Consider the following 18816-nt stretch of genomic DNA (forward strand, 5'->3'; position numbering starts at 1 on the left):
CGGTCCGCGGCGGGCCGAGAGCTGTGCTCGCTTACCTCATCAGGCGGCTGTTCGCCGCCGCAGTGATGCTCGTGGTCATCGTCATGGTGGTCTTCGGCATCTTCTTCCTCATCCCCAAGTGGGCAGGGGTGGACATCGCCTCGAGCTTCGTGGGCAAGCAGGCCGACCCGGCCGCCGTCGAAGCCGTGCGCGTGAAGCTGGGACTCGGCGACCCGATCTACACCCAGGTCTGGCACTTCTTCAAGGGCATCTTCGCGGGCCGCACCTACGCGGCCGGCGGTGACGTCACCCACTGTGCCGCGCCGTGCTTCGGGTACTCCTTCCGCAGCGAGCAGGCCGTCTGGCCGGTGCTGACCGACCGCTTCCCGGTGACCCTGGGTCTCGCGCTCGGTGCCGCCGTACTGTGGCTGGTCTTCGGTGTCGCGGCGGGTGTCCTCTCCGCGCTCAAGCGGGGCAGCCTCTGGGACCGTGGCGCGATGCTCGTGGCGCTGTCGGGTGTCTCTCTCCCCATCTACTTCACCGGCATGCTCTCCCTGGCGATCTTCGCCTTCGGTCTGAAGTGGATCGACGCGAAGTACGTGCCCCTCGACCAGAACTTCGGCGGCTGGTTCGGCGGCATGATCCTGCCCTGGATCACCCTCGCCTTCCTCTACGCGGCGATGTACGCCCGGATCACCCGCGCCACCATGATGGAGATCCTCGGCGAGGACTACATCCGCACGGCGCGAGCGAAGGGCCTCAAGGAGCAGGTCGTCATCGGCAAGCACGCCATGCGCTCCACGATGACGCCGATCCTGACGATGCTCGGCATGGACCTCGGCGCCCTCATCGGCGGTGCCATCCTGACGGAGTCGACGTTCAACCTGCCCGGTCTGGGCCAGGCGGTGCTCAACGCCATCAAGAACCAGGACCTGCCCATCATCCTGGGCGTCACCCTGATCACTTCTCTCGCGGTGCTCATCGCCAACCTCCTGGTGGACATCCTGTACGCCGTGATCGACCCCCGCGTGAGGCTGTCATGACCGAACTCAGCAAGACCGGAGCCGCCGTGGGCGAGCCCACCTCCGCGCACACCCCGACCGCCTTCCTCGAAGTGCGCGACCTGAAGGTGCACTTCCCGACCGACGACGGCCTGGTCAAGTCCGTGGACGGGCTCAACTTCACGCTGGAGAAGGGCAAGACCCTCGGCATCGTGGGCGAGTCCGGCTCCGGCAAGTCGGTGACCTCGCTCGGCATCATGGGCCTGCACACCGCCGGCCAGTACGGCAAGCGCAAGGCGCGGATATCCGGCGAGATCTGGCTGGACGGCACCGAGCTGCTGTCCGCGGACCCCGACCATGTGCGCAAGCTGCGCGGCCGCGAGATGGCGATGATCTTCCAGGATCCGCTGTCGGCCCTGCACCCGTACTACACGATCGGCCAGCAGATCGTGGAGGCGTACCGGACCCACCACAAGGTCGACAAGAAGACCGCTCGCAGGCGAGCGATCGAAATGCTCGACCGGGTGGGCATTCCGCAGCCCGACAAGCGCGTCGACAACTACCCGCACGAGTTCTCCGGCGGTATGCGTCAGCGCGCGATGATCGCGATGTCGCTGGTCAACAACCCCGAGCTGCTCATCGCGGACGAGCCGACGACCGCCCTGGACGTGACCGTCCAGGCGCAGATCCTCGACCTGATCCGTGATCTGCAGAAGGAGTTCGGCTCCGCGGTCATCATCATCACCCACGACCTGGGCGTCGTCGCCGAGCTGGCCGACGACATCCTGGTGATGTACGGCGGCCGCTGCGTCGAGCGGGGACCGGCGGAGAAGGTGTTCTACGAGCCCCGGCACCCCTACACCTGGGGCCTGCTCGGCTCGATGCCGCGGCTCGACCGCGAGCAGCAGGACCGCCTGATCCCGGTCAAGGGCTCCCCGCCCTCCCTCATCAACATCCCGTCCGGCTGCGCCTTCAACCCCCGCTGCCCGTACGCGGACATCCCGAAGGACAACGTCACCCGCACGGTCCGCCCCGAGCTGACCGAGGTCGGCAGCAAGCACTGGGCCGCCTGCCACATGAGCAAGGAGCAGCGGGAGCGTATCTGGACCGAAGAGATTGCGCCGAAGCTGTGAGTGACGAGAAAGCAGTGACGATTCCTGCGCAGAGCAAAGGCGCCGACCGCGCCGACCGCGAGGTCCTGCTGAAGGTCACCGGCCTGCAGAAGCACTTCCCGATCAAGAAGGGGCTGCTTCAGCGTCAGGTCGGCGCGGTGCACGCGGTCGACGGCATCGACTTCGAGGTCCGGGCCGGTGAGACCCTGGGCGTGGTGGGCGAGTCGGGCTGCGGCAAGTCCACGATGGGCCGGCTGATCACCCGGCTGCTCGAACCGACCGGCGGCACGGTCGAGTTCGAGGGCAAGGACATCACGCACCTCGGTGTGGGGGGCATGCGCCCGCTGCGCCGCGATGTGCAGATGATCTTCCAGGACCCGTACTCGTCGCTGAACCCGCGCCACACGATCGGCACGATCGTCGGCGCCCCCTTCCGGCTGCAGGGCGTCGAGCCCGAAGGCGGCATCAAGAAGGAGGTCCAGCGGCTGCTGTCGGTGGTCGGTCTCAACCCCGAGCACTACAACCGCTATCCGCACGAGTTCTCCGGCGGCCAGCGCCAGCGCATCGGCATCGCCCGTGCCCTGGCCCTGAAGCCCAAGCTGGTGGTCGCCGACGAGCCGGTCTCCGCCCTGGACGTGTCGATCCAGGCCCAGGTCGTCAACCTGATGGACGACCTCCAGGAGGAGCTCGGCCTGACGTACGTGATCATCGCGCACGACCTCTCGGTCGTCCGGCACGTGTCGGACCGGATCGCGGTGATGTACCTCGGCAAGATCGTCGAGCTGGCGGACCGGGACTCGCTGTACAAGGCGCCGATGCACCCGTACACCAAGGCGCTGATGTCGGCCGTGCCGATCCCGGACCCGAGGCGGAAGTCCGCGAAGAGCGAGCGCATCCTGCTCAAGGGCGATGTGCCGTCCCCCATCGCGCCTCCCTCCGGCTGCCGGTTCCACACCCGCTGCTGGAAGGCGACGGAGATCTGCAGGACGACCGAGCCGCAGCTCATCGAGCTGATTCCCGGCCAGCGGGTCGCCTGCCACCACCCGGAGAACTTCGCCGACCAGGCTCCCCAGGACACGGTCCTCATCTCCGCCGCCAAGGAGGCGTCGGAGCTGGTGCCGGACGCGGTCCTGGAGGACTCGGCGGAGACCTCCGCCGCGGTGGCGGCGGCGGTCGCCGAGGCGGAGGCGGCGGAGCACAAGCCCGCGGTCGAGGCCGAGGCTTCCACGGACGAGGCGTCCGCCGACGAGGCCGAGGCCGCTGCCGAGGCTCCCGCCGAGGACTCCGAGACCGACGCCGAGGCGCCCGCCGCGGCCGACTCCCAGGAGTCAACCGACAAGTAACGCATGACAACTGGGCAAAGTCATGTACATGCCCGAACGGGAGAGCGCAGAGTCGACCGTGTCCGTCCACTGACAGACACACGCTCGAAAGGGACGACTCATGGCACTCTCCCGTTCGGCACGTTTAGGCGCAGTCGCCACCGCGGCCGCCTCCTTCCTGGTCATCGCCGCCTCCTCCGCCCCCACCCCGGGCGCTCCCGGCATCGGTGACCCGTACTTCCCGCAGCTCGGCAACGGGGGCTTCGACGCCCGGCACTACGCCCTCGGCATCGCGTACGACCCGGCCACCGGCCGCCTCGACGGCCGTACGACCCTCACCGCCCGCGCCACCCAGCAGCTCTCCTCCTTCGACCTCGACCTGCAGAAACTGGAGGTCACCAGGGTCGAAGTGAACGGCAGACGGGCCCAGTTCACCCGCGACGGCGACGAACTCGTCGTCACCCCGCGCGACACCCTGCGAAAAGGCCGGGACTTCACCGTCACCGTCACCTACGGCGGCATCCCCCAGCCCCTCAACGGCCCCATCGTCTTCGGTTCCGACTACGGCTGGATGAAGACCGGCGACGGGGTCTTCGTCGCCTGTGAACCCAACGCGGCCTCCACCTGGTTCCCGTCCAGCGACCACCCCGCCGACAAGGCCACCTACGACATCCGGATCAAGGCTCCCGAGGGCCTGACCGCCGTGTCCAACGGCCGGCTCGTCTCGACGTACGACAAGGGCGGCTCGACGTACACCCACTGGCGCGAGAGCAGGCCCATGGCGACCTATCTCGCCACCGCCACCATCGGGAAGTTCGACGTGCGCACGGGACGGACCCCCGGCGGCATCCCGATCTACGTCGCCATCGACCCGACCCTCGCCGGCGGCAACGCCGTCGACGTGTACGCCGTCACCGCGGCCGCCACCGACTACTGGTCCCAGGTCTTCGGGCCGTACCCGTTCGAGGAGACCGGCGCGATCGTCGACGACATGCCCGAGGCGGGCTTCTCGCTGGAGGTGCAGTCCAAGCCCGCCTACTCGGCCGTGCGCAGCGAGACGACGATCGTGCACGAGCTGGCCCACCAGTGGTTCGGCGACTCGGTCAGCGTGGCCCGGTGGCAGGACATCTGGCTCAACGAGGGCTTCGCGACCTACGCCCAGTGGCTGTGGGCGGAACACCAGGGCACCCGCTCGGCGCACGACTCCTTCCTCGCCGCCTACAACGCCCGCCCCGCCGACTCGGGCTTCTGGCAGACCGAGGTCGCCGATCCGCAGCGCGACACCATGTTCGCCTCCGCCGTCTACCAGCGCGGCGCGATGACGCTCCAGATGCTGCGGGAGCGGATCGGTGACGCGGCCTTCTTCCGGCTGCTGCCCGCCTGGACCCGGCTGCACCGCTACGGCAACGCGGACACGGACGACTTCATCCGGCTCGCGGAACGGATCAGTGGGCGGCAGCTGGACGACCTGTTCCAGACGTGGCTGTTCACGACAGGGAAACCTGTCGTTTAATCCTTGCATTGCAAGGTGCACACCGTTCTCTGAGTAAGAATAGAAGGGTGCTCCAGCAACTCTTCAGTCCCTCCGTCCAGCACACGCTCGATCTGGTCGGCATCTTCGTGTTCGCCATCTCCGGCGCGCTGCTGGCCGTCCGCAAGAACTTCGACGTGTTCGGCATCGCCGTCCTCGCCGAGGTCACCGCGCTGGGCGGAGGGATCTTCCGGGACGTGATCATCGGGGCGGTGCCCCCGGCCGCCTTCACGGACCTGGGGTACTTCCTCACTCCGCTGCTCGCCGCGCTGATGGTGTTCTTCCTGCACCCGCACGTGGAGCGGATCCAGTCGGCCGTCCTCGTGTTCGACGCGGCCGGCCTCGGCCTGTTCGCCGTCAGCGGTACGACGAAGGCGTACTCCTACGGCCTCAACCTGACCGCATCCGCGGCCCTGGGCCTGGCCACCGCGGTCGGCGGCGGTGTGCTCAGGGACGTGCTGGCCAACGAGGTGCCCTCGCTGCTGCGCTGGGACCGCGACCTGTACGCGGTCCCGGCGATCGTCGGCGCCACCACGGTGGTGGTGTGCATCCACTACGACGCGCTGACCCCGTTCACCACCGGGCTCGCGGTCGTCACCGCCTTCGTCCTGCGCCTGCTCGCGATGCGGTACCACTGGCGAGCGCCGCGTGCGTGGAATCGACGCTCGACGGTGACCGAGGAGTAGTCCCGGTCCCGACACGGCTCTGGCCCATCTGCAGCGTCAGCCAGCGGAAGACCGTCGTCACCTGCGGCTTCCACAGCGCCATGGTGTGGCCGCCCGCGCTGCGCGGCACGAACACCACGTGCACCGTCGTCGGCGCCTTGGCGACCGATTCGAGGGCCACGCCCGCCTCGTAGCCGTCGTGGGGCTGGCCGGAGATGTAGAGGGAGATCCTGGGCGGCACGGCCGCCTTCTTGAGGATCAGGTAAGGATTGTTCTCGGCGCGCACCCTCGGGTTCTGCGCGGCCAGCGAGTTGCGTTCGCCGATCGGGTCGTTGTAGCCGGACATGCCGACCGCGGCCCGGAAGCGGTCGGGGTGGGCGACCGCCAGCTTGACCGCGCAGTGCGCGCCCGCCGAGTACCCGGCGACGGCCCAGCCGCCCGGGGCGGGGTCGGCGCGGAAGTTGTCCATGACCATCTTCGGCACGTCGATGCTGAGCCAGCTGTCGGCGTTCACCTCGCCGGGGGTGTTCGCGCAACCGGTGTCCACGCCGGCCAGCAGATTGGTGCGGGGCGCCACCATGATGAACGGCGCCACCTGGCCGCTCTTCATCAGCGGCAGCAGCTGCTCGTGCGCCTTCAGTGCCCCGAACCAGGCCTTCGCCGAGCCGGGGTAGCCGGGCAGCACCTCCACCACCGGGAACTTCTTGTGCCGGTAGGCGGGTTCGCCGTACTGCGGCGGCAGCCAGACGTAGACCTCGGCGTTCACGCCGGACACCCGGCCCTTGAGCTGGGTGACGCGCACGCCGCCGGCCTGGCGCATACCCGGTCCGTCCGCCGCTCTGAACGTCTGCTTCACTTTGGGCAGTTTCTTCAGTGCTATCCCGCCGGTGCCGTCCCGGCCGAGGTCCGCGGCCTGCTGGACGTGGTTGCCGGTGCCGAACAGGTCGGCCCAGTTGTCGTACAGGTTGTTCTGGTTGTTGACCAGGACGAAGACCAGGGTGACGGCCGTGCCCTGGGCGAACAGCAGCATCAGGACCCGGGCCGTGGCGCGCAGGACCTTGGGCCCCCGCATCCTCGACCACAGGACGAGCGGCAGTATGAGGGCGACGACGGACAACACGACGGTCGTGTAGAGGAACGGAGTCCCGGTGAGGCTCATGTCCTCATAGAGGGGATCGTGCGGCTCCGGGTTGTGGACGTGTCCTGACACTTACCGAGAAATTGCCGGAACCTCACCCGGCAGGACGATCATCGGGTGATCTGCGCACCCCATCCAAAGCTACCGCTTAGTAATTTCCTGTTGTACCGTTCAGGCATGCCAGAAGCAGCTACCGCACCCGTGATCGGCGACAGCGAGTTCGACCGCGACACCGCGGTCGCCCGGCGCGAGCCCGGCGTCTACGACATCGACCTCTCGGCCGGCTGGACGATCATCAACGCCGTCAACGGCGGCTATCTGCTGGCCGTCCTGGGCCGGGCCCTCGCGGACGCCCTTCCGCACCCGGACCCCTTCACCATCTCCGCCCACTACCTGACGGCGTCCCAGCCGGGCCCGGCGGTCGTCCGCACCGAGACCGTGCGCGCCGGCCGCGGCCTCTCCACCGGCCAGGCTTCCCTCTTCCAGTGCGACGAGCAGGGCAACGAGGTCGAGCGCATCCGCGTCCTCGCCTCCTACGGCGACCTCGACGCCCTCCCCGACGACGTCCGTACGACGGCGAAGCCGCCCGTTATCCCGCCCATGGACCAGTGCTTCGGCCCCGAGGACGGTCCGGCCCCGGTCGACGGCAGCTCCGCCATCGCCGACCGTCTGATGCTCAAGCTCGACCCCTCCACCCTGGGCTGGGCCCTCGGCGCGCCCTCCGGCAAGGGGGAGATGCGCGCCTGGTTCGGCCTCGCGGACGGCCGCGATGCCGACCCCTTCTCGCTCCTCCTCGCGGTGGACGCCCTGCCGCCCACCGCGTTCGAGATCGGCCTCAAGGGCTGGGTCCCCACGGTCGAACTCACCGTCCATGTGCGCCACCGCCCGGCCCCGGGCCCCCTGCGGGTCTCGATCACCACCCGCAATCTGGCGGGCGGCTTCCTGGAGGAGGACGCCGAGGTCTGGGACAGCCAGGACCGGCTGGTCGCCCAGTCCCGCCAGCTGGCCCGCGTCAGGCTGCCCTGATCGGCTCGCGCCCGAGCCAGGCCGCCAACTGCCCGTAGGAGTCCGCCCCCTCGGGGGCCGGGCGGGCCGAGGCGAAGGGGGTCTTCGAGTCACGCTCGGGGTCGGGCAGGACACGCCGGGCCGTGGCGAGCGCGGCCTCGGCGAGCTCCGGGTCGAGTGCGTGCGGGTGACCGAGGGACTCGGAGAGGTCCCAGGTGTGGGTCACCAGTTCCATCAGGTATCCGGACAGGGCCGCGTGGCCGGGTGCCTCGCCCCAGGGCACGCGGACCGTCGACGTCATGCGTTCGTCGGAGGACCAGGCCTTCAGCACGCGGTCCCGGACCTCGTCGTACGCGGCGGCCCAGGCGTCGTCCTCGACTCCGTCCGCGAACGGGTGCACGGCCATGCCGTCACCGCCCTCGCCGACCACCGCGATCCGCCGGGAGCCGCCGACCATGTGGCTCAGCAGGGTGCGGACGTCGAACTCGGTACAGGGAGTCGGTCCGGACAGTTGCTCCGGCCGTACGGTCTTGATGAGGGCGGCGGCCTGTTCGGTGGCGCGGGCGTAGAGCGGACGGGGGTCCGTGGGCAGGGCGTTCGTGGCGTTCATACGAGCCTCTCCTTGGGTCGGTGAGCCGAGGATCGCCGGATAACCTGACAGTTTCCGTCAACATTTGCGTCCGGGCGCCGAGCGGCGCGATCGTGGCCGGGTGAAGTCCGACCGCCTGCTGTCCATCCTGCTGCTCCTGCAGACCCGGGGCCGCGTCCCGGCGCACGAACTCGCCGACCGCCTGGAGGTGTCGGTGCGCACCATCTACCGCGACATCGAGGCCCTGTCGGCCTCCGGCGTCCCCGTGTACGCGGAGCGCGGCCGGCACGGCGGCATCGAACTGCTCGCCGGGTTCCGCACGGACGTCACCGGTCTGACCGCCGACGAGTCCCGGGCCCTGTTCGTCCTGGCCGCCCAGGGCGCGCACGCCGCGCTCGGTCTGGACGCGGCGCTCGGCTCGGCGCTGCGCAAGGTGATGGCGGCCCTGCCGGCGCCGTACCGCCCGGCGGCCGAGGTCGCCTCGCGGCGCATCCTGGTCGACGCCACACGCTGGAAGGGCGGCCCGCAGAAGGCCGTCGACCTGGCGGTACTGCAGGACGCGGTGTTCGCCGACCGGAGGCTGAGGCTGCGGTACCGGCACAGCGGGGAGCGCGAGGTGCGGACGTACACCGTCGACCCGTACGGCCTCGTCGCCAAGGCGGGCGTCTGGTACCTGGTCGCGGACCGGCGGACGAAGCCGCGGCTGTTCCGGGCCGACCGGGTGCGCTCCGCGCGTCTGCTGGACGACCCGGTACGGCGCCGGAGCGGTGTCGAACTCGCTGACGTCTGGGAGGTGTTGCGGCGCCAGGTCGAGGAGCGGCCGGCCGGGATCGACGTCACGGTGCGGGTCCGCAGGGACCGGCTCGACATGTTCCAGCGCATGACGGCCTCCTCGCTCACCGAACTCCCCGACGGCGAGGGCGACGAGGAGTGGGTGACCGCCCGGCTGGCGTATCCGTTCGTCCCCGCGGCCCGCCAACTCCTCGCGTTCTCGGACTCGGTGGAGGTGCTCTCCCCGCCCGAGGTGCGCGCGGAGCTGGCGGCCGCGGCCCGTTCTGTCACGGAGCTGTACCAGGCGGCGGCCGGGGAGAACGACTGAAAGACCAGGCCGGCGCGGTTCCTTGAGGTGCGCTTTACCCGATTGACAGGCGGGTGACAGGGCGGGCCCAAGAACGGCCTAAGCGCAGTTGATTGAGTGCCCGCCTCAGGACTCCCTCAGCATCCGTGGAGCTGTCTCTCATGAAGCGTGCACGCCTCGTCCCCGCCGTCGCCCTGCTGGCGCTGTCCCCGCTGCTGCTGACCGCGTGCGGTTCGGGCGACTCGTCGTCCTCGAACGGCACCTCCGGGCAGCAGGCTTGCGGGACGCCGTCCGGCATGCCCTTTGGCGGTGCGTCGGGCCGCCCGAGCGGCGCCCCGTCCGGCGCGCCCTCGGGCAGGCCGACCGGCACTCCCACCGGCACCCCGACCGGCGTCCCCTCGGGTATGCCGAGCGGTGGCCCGGGTGCCGGTCAGGGCGGACCGGGTGGCGGCCAGGGCGGCGGCTGCGGCGGTCCGGGCGGCGGGCAGCCCGGCCAGGGGCAGCAGGCCCAGCAGGGCTGAGCCGGGATCGCGCACGACAGGGGCGGCGCGCCCGGTGAACGGGCGCGCCGCCCCTGTGTGCCGTGCCGGGGTCAGTCCAGCCAGTGCCGCCGGCCGAGGCTGACCAGCCGCAGCTGACGGGCCGCGACCTGGGCGACGCGCTCCCGCTCCTCCTCCGAGGCCGAGGTCTCCAGGGCCTCCAGGAACAGGGAGGCCGTGATGAGCATCTGGTCGACGTAGAGGTGCGCGAGCATCAGCAGGTCGTCCTCGTTCCAGCCGACCGCCTCCGGGTCCTTGGCCAGCTCGGTCCGCACCTCCTCGGCGAACCTGGTCAGCTGGGCCCGGATGGCCTCCCGCACCGGCTGGACGCCGCCGTGCCGCTCGCGGGCGATGAAGCGGACGTGGGCGGGGTGCGTCTCCACATGGCGGGCGATCAGACGGATGGCCCGGGTGATGCGCTCGTCGCTGTCGCCGGCCGTGGACACCGTGGTCCGCACCATCGGGTGCAGGCTGCCCAGCGCCTCGTCGACGAGGGCCACGCCGAGGTCCGCGGTGGAGCGGAAGTGCCGGTAGAAGGCGGTCGGGGCGACGCCGACGGCCCGGGTGACCTCGCGCAGGCCCAGGCTGCTCAGGCTCTGTTCCTCCAGCAGGCCCAACGCGGCGTCCAGGAGCGCCTGCCGGGTCTTCTGTTTCTGGGCCTGCCGGATGCCGAGGGTGTGACTCATGTCATCCAGTTAACAACTGTTCTCCGGAATTGAAAAGCCGTAGGACGCGCTAGACTCAAAGTCAGTGAACAAGTGTTACTACAACCGTTCACCGAAACTTCATGGAGGGGGGATCGAATCCCATGCTGTTCCTTGTCGCCGCGCTCATGCTGCTCGGTGTCGTGCTGGGCACCGTGGCCCACGCGCCGCTGACCGTCAGCCTCGCCGTGGCCGCCGGTATCGCCGTCTGGCTCGGCATCTTCGCGCTTCGCGAGCGCCACGGCCGCCGTCGTCACTCATCGGCCAACTGACCGTCCGCACCGACCCAAAGGAGCTGAGCATCATGCAACTCACCGCACCGGCCACGCCTCGCACCGACACCCGTTCGGGCACGCGCGACGCCGACGGCATGGCCGTGGCGTCCTTCATCCTGGGCCTCCTCGGCCTTCTCGTCCTCAACGTCTTCCTCGGCCCGATCGCCCTCGTGCTGGCGGGCGTCGCCCTGTGGCGCGGCACGGCCCGTCGCGGCCGCGCGTATCTCGGCCTCGCGCTGGGCGTTGCCGACCTGGCGGTCCTGGTGTTCGCCATGGAGGTGTCCAACACGGTTTCCTGGAGCCTGTGAGCCCGGAGAACGCGCCTTGACCAACGGCTGACGCCCCGAGGACGACGGGGCACGGTCGCTGTCAATGCCCGGCCTGGCCGCCGGGCCGCCCCCAAGGGGCCCGTAGAATCGGGCTCACCATGGCTTACCTCGACCACGCCGCGACGACACCGATGCTCCCGGAGGCGGCAGAGGCACTGACCGCCGCGCTGAGCGTCACCGGCAACGCCTCCTCCCTCCACGCGTCCGGCCGCAAGGCCCGCCGTGCGGTCGAGGAGTCCCGCGAGACGCTCGCCGAAGCGCTCGGCGCCCGCCCCAGCGAGGTCGTCTTCACCTCCGGCGGCACCGAGGCCGACAACCTCGCGGTCAAGGGCCTGTACTGGTCCCGCCGTGACGCCGACCCCGCCAGAACCCGTGTCCTCGCCAGCCCCGTCGAACACCACGCGGTCCTCGACGCCGTCCACTGGCTCGGTGAACACGAGGGCGCCACCGTCGAGTACCTCCCCGTCGACACCTACGGCCGGGTGCACCCTCAGGCCCTGCGCGAGGCGATCGCCCGCAACCCCGACGACGTCGCCCTGGCCACGGTGATGTGGGCCAACAACGAGATCGGCACGGTCATGCCGGTCCGTGAACTCGCCGACGTCACCACCGAGTTCGGCATCCCGCTGCACGCGGACGCGGTCCAGGCCGTCGGCCAGGTCCCCGTCGACTTCGCCGCCTCCGGCCTCGCCGCGATGACGGTCTCCGGCCACAAGATCGGCGGCCCGTACGGCATCGGGGCGCTCCTCCTGGGCCGTGAGTACACCCCCGTCCCCGTCCTGCACGGCGGCGGCCAGGAGCGCCACGTCCGCTCCGGCACCCTCGACGTCCCGGCTATCGTCGCATTCGCGGTCGCGGCCCGGCTCGCCGCCGAGCAGCGCGAGTGGTTCGCCCGGGAGATCGGCGCCCTGCGGGACGACCTGATCGAGGCCGTCCGTACGGCGGTTCCGGACGCGATCCTCGGCGGCGACCCGGTGGACCGCCTCCCGGCCAACGCCCACTTCAGCTTCCCGGGCTGCGAGGGCGACTCCCTGCTCCTGCTGCTGGACGCCCAGGGCATCGAGTGCTCCACCGGCTCCGCCTGCACCGCCGGCGTCGCCCAGCCCAGCCACGTCCTCCTCGCCACCGGCACCACCCCGGACCTGGCCCGCGGCACCCTCCGCTTCTCCCTCGGCCACACGTCCACGGAGGCGGACGTGGAGGCGGTGGCGAAGGCGATCGGCCCGGCGGTGGAACGGGCGCGGGCGGCCGGCCTGACCTAGGGCCCAGGGGCGCTCACCGTTTCGGTGCGCGCCCTTGCCGGGCTGCGGTCGCGTGCGGTCACTGCGGACGGCACGCTGATCGTCGACACCGGGGCTTTCCCGGCCGCCTCGGTGATCGTCTTCGCCTGCTCCTTCCCGCGCCTGTGGCGCGATGCCTTCGGCAAGGGCTGCCGCCCAGCGATCGCCCTGCCCGCGGCACCTTCCGCTTTCCTCTCGGCCACACCTCGACGGAGGCGGAAGCGGACGCCGCGGACGCCTTGTCGCCGCCGTTGCCCAGCAGGCCGAACGTCGTGCCGGCCGCCCCGACCGCGGCCAGGCCCAGCCCGACCGTGCCGCCGAGGAACCTGCGCCGGTGCAGGCCCCTGCCGCGCCGGGGCCTGCTCTCCTTGGAGTGCTTGCGCTTGCCGCTGCTGTCCGTGCCCGTGCCGGTGCCGGGCTCTGTGGTGTCGGTCATGGCCGGGAATGCTCGACCCCGGCGCTGTGTGAAATCTGGGCCGAACTTAGGGGAGAGCCGGGCGGGCTGTGGAACCGCCGTGAGCGGTGATCTTGCTCAACTTCCTTGAAAGGAAGCCGAGTTTGCGTGCCGCAGGTTGCGGCCGGGGTGGGGGACGCAACGGACACACGATGCGCGGAGCCCGCTCACAACAACGACGCCATGTGACGTGCGCCACACAGGCTCAGGCCCGCCGTACCAGCCCCAGATACCGGTCCCAGTCCCAGTGCCGCCCCGGATCCGTGTGGTCCGTCCCCGGGACCTCCACATGCCCGATGATGTGCTCCCGGTCCACGGGTATGTCGTACCGACGGCATATCGCGGCCGTCAGCCGCGCCGAGGACGCGTACATCGCGTCCGTGAAGGACGAGGCGCGCTCCACGAACCCCTCGTGCTCGATGCCGACGCTCCGCTCGTTGTACTCCCGGTTCCCCGCGTGGAACGCCACGTCCAGCTCGCGGATCAGCTGGGTGACCCGCCCGTCCCCCCGCACGATGTAGTGCGCCGCCGCCTTGTGCGCCGGGTCCTGGAAGACCTGCACCGCGGTCTTGTAGTCGCCCTGCGTGACATGGATGACCACCCGGTCGATCGGATAGTCGTCCGGCCGGTCCGCCCGCCGGTAGTTCGCCGGGGACGCGGCCACCCACCGCGCACCCCGGAAGTCCACCGCTCCCTCGACCCGCGACTTCTCCACCCCCGGCAGCCGCCACCACAGATGGGCGAGCTCGTCCCGGGCCAGCGCGGCGGTCCCCACAGCCGCCGCGACACCCCCGACGAGCAGGGCCCGCCGCCCCAGCCGCCGATCCGAGTCGCCGCTCGCCGTGTCCGCCCGTGTCTCCCCCATGTGATCGTCAACGGATACTCGCGGGCTCCGGTTCCCGCGCCCCCGTACTCTGGAAGGGCTATGACTGAAACCCCGCAGCGCACCCGTCCCCTCCGCGTCCTCGCCGCCATGTCGGGCGGCGTCGACTCCGCCGTCGCCGCCGCCCGCGCGGCCGAGGCGGGCCACGACGTGACCGGCGTCCACCTCGCGCTCTCCGCGAACCCGCAGTCGTTCCGCACCGGAGCGCGGGGCTGCTGCACCATCGAGGACTCGCGCGACGCCCGCCGCGCCGCCGACGTCATCGGCATCCCGTTCTACGTCTGGGACCTCGCCGACCGCTTCCGCGAGGACGTCGTCGAGGACTTCATCGCCGAGTACGAGGCCGGCCGCACGCCGAACCCGTGCCTGCGCTGCAACGAGAAGATCAAGTTCGCCGCGCTCCTGGACAAGGCCCTGGCCCTCGGCTTCGACGCCGTCTGCACCGGCCACTACGCCAAGGTGCTCGTGAACGAGGACGGCAGCCGCGAGCTGCACCGCGCCTCCGACATGGCCAAGGACCAGTCGTACGTGCTCGGCGTCCTGGACGAGCAGCAGCTCGCGCACGCGCTGTTCCCGCTGGGCGACACGGTGACGACCAAGGACGAGATCCGCGCCGAGGCCGAGCGCCGCGGCCTCGCGGTCGCCAAGAAGCCCGACTCGCACGACATCTGCTTCATCGCCGACGGCGACACCCAGGGCTTCCTCGCCTCCCGCCTCGGCAAGGCCGAGGGCGACATCGTCGACGAGTCCGGCGCCAAGGTGGGCACGCACGAGGGCGCGTTCGGCTTCACCATCGGCCAGCGCAAGGGCCTGCGGATCGGCACCCCGGCCGCCGACGGCAAGCCCCGCTACGTCCTCGACATCTCCCCGGTGAACAACACGGTGACCGTCGGCCCGGCCGCCGCGCTGGACGTCACCGCCCTGACCGCGATCAAGCCCCGCTGGTGCGGCCGGGCCCCGGCCGGTCCCGGCACCTACACCGCCCAGCTCCGGGCGCACGGCGGCGAGACCGAGGTGACGGCGCAGCCGGTCGACGGCGAGCTGCGGGTCACCTTCACCGAGCCGGTCCGCGGCGTCGCCCCCGGCCAGGCGATCGTGCTGTACGACGGCACGCGCGTGGTGGGCTCGGCGACGATCGCGTCGACGGTGCGACAGGTGGCCGCGCGCGCCTGACGAGATCCGTACTCCCGGTGAGGACGTGGAGGAGCGAACCCACTGGACCAGGGACCTGGTCCCTCGGACGGACTCCGGTCCGAGGGACCGCTTCGTCACCTGGTTGCGCGCGGCCGACCTCGGTATCTCGGACCTCACCGTCGACTCCGAGACCGGCGATCCCGTCTTTCTGCACCAAGCCGCCGGGGCCAGGGCATTCCCCTCGAGCCTTGTCTCGATTCGGTGGTGCCGCTCGGGGTGGCTGTCCTGCACTACAACACGTGCGCCCCGGGACCGCGGCCGCGGTCGCGCACTGGGCCGAACGGCCCCTGTCGAAAGGGCCGTTCGGCTGCATGCGGCGGGAAGCTCGGCGGCGTTCCGGCCGGGCCCCGGGTGATGTGATGCGGAGGCGTTCCGTCCGTACTTCGGGCGGTTGCCGTATCTTGCCCCCAAAGACGACAGGAAGCCGACGCGATGCCCCGCCCAGCCGTTCCCCTTCCAGCAGCCCGCGCCCTGACCGTCTGTGTTCCGGCCGTCAGCGTTCTGGCCGTGATCGCCGCCGTGGTGTCCTTCACACGGGGTACCTGGGCCGTGGGCGTCGTCTGGTTCCTGCTCGCCGGACTCACGTCCAACATGGCCTGGTACCACGCCCGCAGGGGGCGAGCGGTCACGGCGGTCTGTGCGAGCGGCGGCGCGTGCGGCACCTGCGTCGTGAAGGTGTGCCGGTGAACGACGACTACCACGCCCTGCTGGCCCGCAGAGAGGCGATGCGCCTGCGCGACCGGCTTCTCGCGCCCGCCCCGCGCGCGGGACGCCCGCAGAACGTCACCGGAGCCGGCGCACGCTGCACGACCCGCCCCTACGACGGCGCCGTGGACCAGCAGCTGATCACCCACAACCTGGCGCAGGTCACCCCGTTCGACGAGTTGATCAAGCATCTCTACGACGCGATGTTCGAACGGCATCCGTACCTGCGGCAGTTGTTCCCCGAGTCGATGGACTTCCAGCGGGCCCATCTGGAGCGGGCGTTCTGGTTCCTGATCGAGCACCTCGACCACCCCGACGAACTGGCCGCGTTCTGCGCCCGGTTGGGCCGCGACCACCGCAAACTCGGTGTACTGCCGGTGCACTACGAGGTGTTCGCCGAGGCCCTGTCCGACGCGCTGGGGCGCTGCGCGCGCGGCCGGCTGAGCCCGGACGCGGAGGCGGCCTGGCTGCGCATGGTGCGGCGCGCCGCCGAGGCCATGGTGGAGGGCGCGAACGAGGCGCTGGCCGAACCGGCGTACTGGAGCGCCACGGTGACCGACCACCAGCGGCGCCGCCAGGACGTGGCGGTGCTGCGCGTGCGCCCCTCCGAGCCGTACCCCTGCCGGCCCGGCCAGTACGCGACCCTCCAGTCCCCGCTGCTGCCGCACACCTGGCGCCCGTACTCGGCGATCAACGCCGACGGCGAACTGGAGTTCCACGTACGGCGCACCGGCCCCGACGGCGTGAGCGACGCACTGGTGACGCGCACTGCGGTCGGCGACACCCTGCGTCTGGGGCCCGCGCAGGGCACCACGACCCTGGACGACCCGGTTTCGCGCGACGTGCTGATCGTGGCGGGTGGCACCGGCTGGGCGACCGCACGGACGCTCCTGGAGGACCTGGCGGCACGCCGGTCACCGGGGCGCAGCGCCCATCTGTTCCTCGGCGCTCGCAGCGCCGAGGACCTCTACGACGCGGCCGTCCTGACCCGGCTGGAGAATCGTTGCTCCTGGCTACGGATCGTCCCGGTGATCGACGACGGACCGGGGGCGTCCGGGCACGCCTCGGTTGTGGAGGCGGTGACCCGGCACGGCGGCTGGGGCGGCCACGACGCCTACGTCAGCGGCCCGCCCGCCATGGTCGCCGCCGCCGTACGACGGCTGACCGCCCTCGGCATGCCGCCGGAGCGCGTCCACCACGACCCGGTCACGGGGACCGGTCCCGTCGTCCTCCCGCCCTGGCAGGCCGGCGCCTCGGCGTAGCGGACGGGTCACTTCTGGTGGAAGAACTCCGCGAGCACGGGTGCGAGGACGTCCGGATCCACTCTGTGGGTCTGCCCTTCCAGGGTGCGATACGTCCCTTGGGGCGCCGCGTCGGCGACGGCCCGGGTCGCTTCCCGCACCCAGGCCGGGCCGGCGCCTCCTGCGACGGCGAGCACGGGGACCGTGAGCGCGGCCAGCCGTTCCCGGGGCACGGCACCGTCGCCCATCACCGCGTCGTCGTACGCCAGCGTCGGGGCGATCGCCTCCATGTCGGCCCACATGGGGGACTGGCGGGCGCCCCGGATCATCTCCTCGGCCAGGCCCGTCAGCCGCAGGAAGTGCTCCACCGCGTCCCCCCTGTGGCCCCGCGCGAGCGCCTCGGTCAGGTTCCGGGTGTACGCCGCCCGCTCCTCGGCGCCGCCCTCGTAGACGGCGAACGGCGGCTCGTACACGGCCACCTGACGGACCGGCAGCCCGCTCGCCGCCGCCTCCAGCGCCAGCGCGCCGCCCGACGACATGCCGTAGAGCGCCGCGTCCCCGCCCACGGCCTCGATCAGCGCCGCCAGGTCCTCCACCTCGCGGGCGACGGCGTACGGCGCCGTGTCCCCGCTTCCGCCGCGCCCCCGCCGGTCGTACGGGACGACCGTGAAGCGCCCGGCGAGCCGTGCGGCCAGCGGGGCCATCGTGGCGCCCGTGGACATCGTGCCGCTCACAAGGACGACCGCCGGACCCCGCCCGCTGCGCGCGTACGCGATCCGGGTGCCGTCGCGCGAAATGATCTGCTTGTCCATGCCTGAGGAGACTGCCACCGGGCACGCGACTAATCGGTCACGACACCGCCGCGCGTGTCTCCTCCTGGACCTCCACGTCGTAGAAGCACAGGTGGTCCTTGATCTGCGCGACCCCGTCCTTGGGCTCCAGATAGGACCATACGAGGTCGGGGGCGTCCGGCAGCGACCAGTAGGACGCCGTCCCCTTGAAGGGGCAGTGGGTGTGGGTTTCGGAGGGGGTGAGGAGGTCGAGGCGCACGTCCTCGGCCGGGATGTAGTAGCGCACGGGACAGCCGGTCTCGCGCAGCACCAGGGGGCGGCGGGTCTCCGCCAGCACCAGGTCCCCGCGTACCACGCGTACGTGCCGGTCGCCCTGCTCGATCGTGATCGTGTGTCCATCGGCCATACCGGAATAGCGCTCGCGGGCCCCCGGTTCTTCCCGCCTAGGCTGACCTCATGCGCATCTGTGTCTTCCTCTCCGCCGCCGACCTCGACGACCGCTACACGCGCCCCGCGCGCGAGTTCGCGAAACTGATCGGCAAGGGGGGCCACACGCTCGTGTGGGGCGGCTCCGACGTCGGCCTGATGAAGGTCGTCGCCGACGGCGTCCAGGAGGCGGGAGGCCTGCTGCTGGGCGTCTCCGTCGAGTTCCTCGCGGCCAAGGTCCGGCCCGGCGCCCACGAGATGGTGATCGCCAAGGACCTCGCCGAGCGCAAGCGGCTGCTGCTGGAGCAGGCCGACGCGGTCGTGGTCATGGTGGGCGGCACCGGGACGCTCGACGAGGCCACCGAGATCCTGGAGTTGAAGAAGCACGGGCACACGGACAAGCCCGTCGTCCTGCTCAACACCGAGGGCTTCTACGACGGCCTGAAGGAGCAGTTCCGCAGGATGGAGGCCGAGGGCTTCCTGCCCCGCCCGCTCACCGACCTGGTGTTCTTCGCGGACGAGCCCGTGAGCGTGCTGGCGTACCTGGAGGAGAGCCTGGGCGTGCGGTGATGCGA

Annotated in this window: 21 protein-coding genes; 15 read left to right on the plus strand and 6 right to left on the minus strand. The window is 71.0% G+C overall.

Going from position 1 to position 18816, the window contains the following annotated elements; translation table 11 throughout:
- Nucleotides 1–23 precede the first annotated feature (23 nt).
- The 5 genes from ACFY1J_RS39600 to ACFY1J_RS39620 all read left to right on the plus strand — a co-directional run bounded on the left by ACFY1J_RS39600 (nucleotide 24) and on the right by ACFY1J_RS39620 (nucleotide 5631).
- Nucleotides 24–1022, plus strand: a complete 999-nt coding sequence (locus ACFY1J_RS39600; protein ID WP_390711982.1) for an ABC transporter permease — start codon at nucleotides 24–26, stop codon at nucleotides 1020–1022.
- Nucleotides 1019–2113 carry an ABC transporter ATP-binding protein gene (locus ACFY1J_RS39605; protein WP_390711981.1) on the plus strand — a complete coding sequence of 365 codons (1095 nt, stop codon included), beginning with the start codon at nucleotides 1019–1021 and terminating at the stop codon, nucleotides 2111–2113. Before ACFY1J_RS39600 ends, ACFY1J_RS39605 begins: the two co-directional genes overlap by 4 nt.
- A 14-nt stretch (nucleotides 2114–2127) precedes the next feature.
- Nucleotides 2128–3435: an ABC transporter ATP-binding protein gene (locus tag ACFY1J_RS39610; protein WP_390711980.1), complete on the plus strand. Its 1308-nt coding sequence runs from the start codon at nucleotides 2128–2130 to the stop codon at nucleotides 3433–3435.
- A 100-nt stretch (nucleotides 3436–3535) separates the two neighbouring features.
- The gene (locus ACFY1J_RS39615; RefSeq protein ID WP_390711979.1) at nucleotides 3536–4927 is read left to right on the plus strand and encodes a M1 family metallopeptidase; all 1392 of its coding nucleotides are present in this window, start codon (nucleotides 3536–3538) and stop codon (nucleotides 4925–4927) included.
- A 47-nt stretch (nucleotides 4928–4974) separates the two neighbouring features.
- The gene (locus ACFY1J_RS39620) at nucleotides 4975–5631 is read left to right on the plus strand and encodes a trimeric intracellular cation channel family protein (protein ID WP_390711978.1); all 657 of its coding nucleotides are present in this window, start codon (nucleotides 4975–4977) and stop codon (nucleotides 5629–5631) included.
- On the opposite strand, the gene ACFY1J_RS39625 is transcribed toward ACFY1J_RS39620, so the two are convergent.
- Complete coding sequence (locus tag ACFY1J_RS39625) at nucleotides 5540–6769, minus strand: alpha/beta hydrolase (RefSeq protein WP_390711977.1); 1230 nt, start codon at nucleotides 6767–6769, stop codon at nucleotides 5540–5542. The two genes, ACFY1J_RS39620 and ACFY1J_RS39625, sit on opposite strands and share 92 nt — an antisense overlap.
- Nucleotides 6770–6925: 156 nt before the next feature.
- Between ACFY1J_RS39625 and ACFY1J_RS39630 the strand changes: the two genes are divergently transcribed.
- Nucleotides 6926–7774: a thioesterase family protein gene (locus tag ACFY1J_RS39630; protein WP_390732925.1), complete on the plus strand. Its 849-nt coding sequence runs from the start codon at nucleotides 6926–6928 to the stop codon at nucleotides 7772–7774.
- On the opposite strand, the gene ACFY1J_RS39635 is transcribed toward ACFY1J_RS39630, so the two are convergent.
- Complete coding sequence (locus ACFY1J_RS39635; RefSeq protein WP_390732926.1) at nucleotides 7761–8363, minus strand: TIGR03086 family metal-binding protein; 603 nt, start codon at nucleotides 8361–8363, stop codon at nucleotides 7761–7763. The genes ACFY1J_RS39630 and ACFY1J_RS39635 overlap by 14 nt on opposite strands.
- A 100-nt stretch (nucleotides 8364–8463) precedes the next feature.
- Here ACFY1J_RS39635 and ACFY1J_RS39640 point away from each other — a divergent pair, with 100 nt between their 5' ends.
- Nucleotides 8464–9441 carry a helix-turn-helix transcriptional regulator gene (locus tag ACFY1J_RS39640; protein WP_390711974.1) on the plus strand — a complete coding sequence of 326 codons (978 nt, stop codon included), beginning with the start codon at nucleotides 8464–8466 and terminating at the stop codon, nucleotides 9439–9441.
- A gap of 140 nt (nucleotides 9442–9581) precedes the next feature.
- Nucleotides 9582–9941: a hypothetical protein gene (locus tag ACFY1J_RS39645; RefSeq protein ID WP_390711973.1), complete on the plus strand. Its 360-nt coding sequence runs from the start codon at nucleotides 9582–9584 to the stop codon at nucleotides 9939–9941.
- Between the two features lie 71 nt (nucleotides 9942–10012).
- Here ACFY1J_RS39645 and ACFY1J_RS39650 read toward each other — a convergent pair whose 3' ends face one another.
- Nucleotides 10013–10645, minus strand: a complete 633-nt coding sequence (locus tag ACFY1J_RS39650) for a TetR family transcriptional regulator (RefSeq protein ID WP_390711972.1) — start codon at nucleotides 10643–10645, stop codon at nucleotides 10013–10015.
- Nucleotides 10646–10767: 122 nt separating this feature from the next.
- Between ACFY1J_RS39650 and ACFY1J_RS39655 the strand changes: the two genes are divergently transcribed.
- The 3 genes from ACFY1J_RS39655 (at nucleotide 10768) to ACFY1J_RS39665 (ending at nucleotide 12529) form a co-directional block, all read left to right on the plus strand.
- Nucleotides 10768–10935: a hypothetical protein gene (locus ACFY1J_RS39655; RefSeq protein WP_363301286.1), complete on the plus strand. Its 168-nt coding sequence runs from the start codon at nucleotides 10768–10770 to the stop codon at nucleotides 10933–10935.
- A gap of 32 nt (nucleotides 10936–10967) precedes the next feature.
- The gene (locus ACFY1J_RS39660; protein WP_363301287.1) at nucleotides 10968–11246 is read left to right on the plus strand and encodes a DUF4190 domain-containing protein; all 279 of its coding nucleotides are present in this window, start codon (nucleotides 10968–10970) and stop codon (nucleotides 11244–11246) included.
- A 119-nt stretch (nucleotides 11247–11365) separates the two neighbouring features.
- Entirely contained in the window at nucleotides 11366–12529 is a 1164-nt protein-coding gene (locus tag ACFY1J_RS39665; RefSeq protein ID WP_390732927.1) for a cysteine desulfurase family protein, read from the plus strand.
- A gap of 677 nt (nucleotides 12530–13206) precedes the next feature.
- Here ACFY1J_RS39665 and ACFY1J_RS39670 read toward each other — a convergent pair.
- Complete coding sequence (locus ACFY1J_RS39670) at nucleotides 13207–13866, minus strand: N-acetylmuramoyl-L-alanine amidase (protein WP_390711970.1); 660 nt, start codon at nucleotides 13864–13866, stop codon at nucleotides 13207–13209.
- Between the two features lie 60 nt (nucleotides 13867–13926).
- Here ACFY1J_RS39670 and mnmA point away from each other — a divergent pair, with 60 nt between their 5' ends.
- From mnmA to ACFY1J_RS39685, 3 genes are all read left to right on the plus strand, one after another.
- Entirely contained in the window at nucleotides 13927–15057 is a 1131-nt protein-coding gene (gene mnmA, locus ACFY1J_RS39675) for a tRNA 2-thiouridine(34) synthase MnmA (protein ID WP_390711969.1), read from the plus strand.
- 453 nt (nucleotides 15058–15510) lie between these two features.
- On the plus strand, nucleotides 15511–15765 hold the full coding sequence (locus ACFY1J_RS39680; RefSeq protein WP_390711968.1) for a hypothetical protein: 255 nt from the start codon (nucleotides 15511–15513) through the stop codon (nucleotides 15763–15765).
- Nucleotides 15762–17045, plus strand: coding sequence for a globin domain-containing protein (locus ACFY1J_RS39685; RefSeq protein ID WP_390732928.1), 1284 nt, complete (start codon nucleotides 15762–15764; stop codon nucleotides 17043–17045). The genes ACFY1J_RS39680 and ACFY1J_RS39685 overlap by 4 nt, the downstream gene beginning before the upstream one ends.
- 8 nt (nucleotides 17046–17053) lie before the next feature.
- On the opposite strand, the gene ACFY1J_RS39690 is transcribed toward ACFY1J_RS39685, so the two are convergent.
- Complete coding sequence (locus ACFY1J_RS39690; RefSeq protein WP_390732929.1) at nucleotides 17054–17836, minus strand: alpha/beta fold hydrolase; 783 nt, start codon at nucleotides 17834–17836, stop codon at nucleotides 17054–17056.
- A 37-nt stretch (nucleotides 17837–17873) separates the two neighbouring features.
- Nucleotides 17874–18221 carry a DUF427 domain-containing protein gene (locus ACFY1J_RS39695; RefSeq protein WP_390711965.1) on the minus strand — a complete coding sequence of 116 codons (348 nt, stop codon included), beginning with the start codon at nucleotides 18219–18221 and terminating at the stop codon, nucleotides 17874–17876.
- A gap of 50 nt (nucleotides 18222–18271) precedes the next feature.
- Here ACFY1J_RS39695 and ACFY1J_RS39700 point away from each other — a divergent pair, with 50 nt between their 5' ends.
- Entirely contained in the window at nucleotides 18272–18811 is a 540-nt protein-coding gene (locus ACFY1J_RS39700) for a TIGR00730 family Rossman fold protein (protein WP_390711964.1), read from the plus strand.
- Nucleotides 18812–18816: the final 5 nt, after the last annotated feature.

Origin of the sequence: Streptomyces sp. NPDC001406, assembly GCF_042895285.1 — a bacterium.
In the GTDB taxonomy this organism is placed as follows: Bacteria; Actinomycetota; Actinomycetes; order Streptomycetales; family Streptomycetaceae; genus Streptomyces.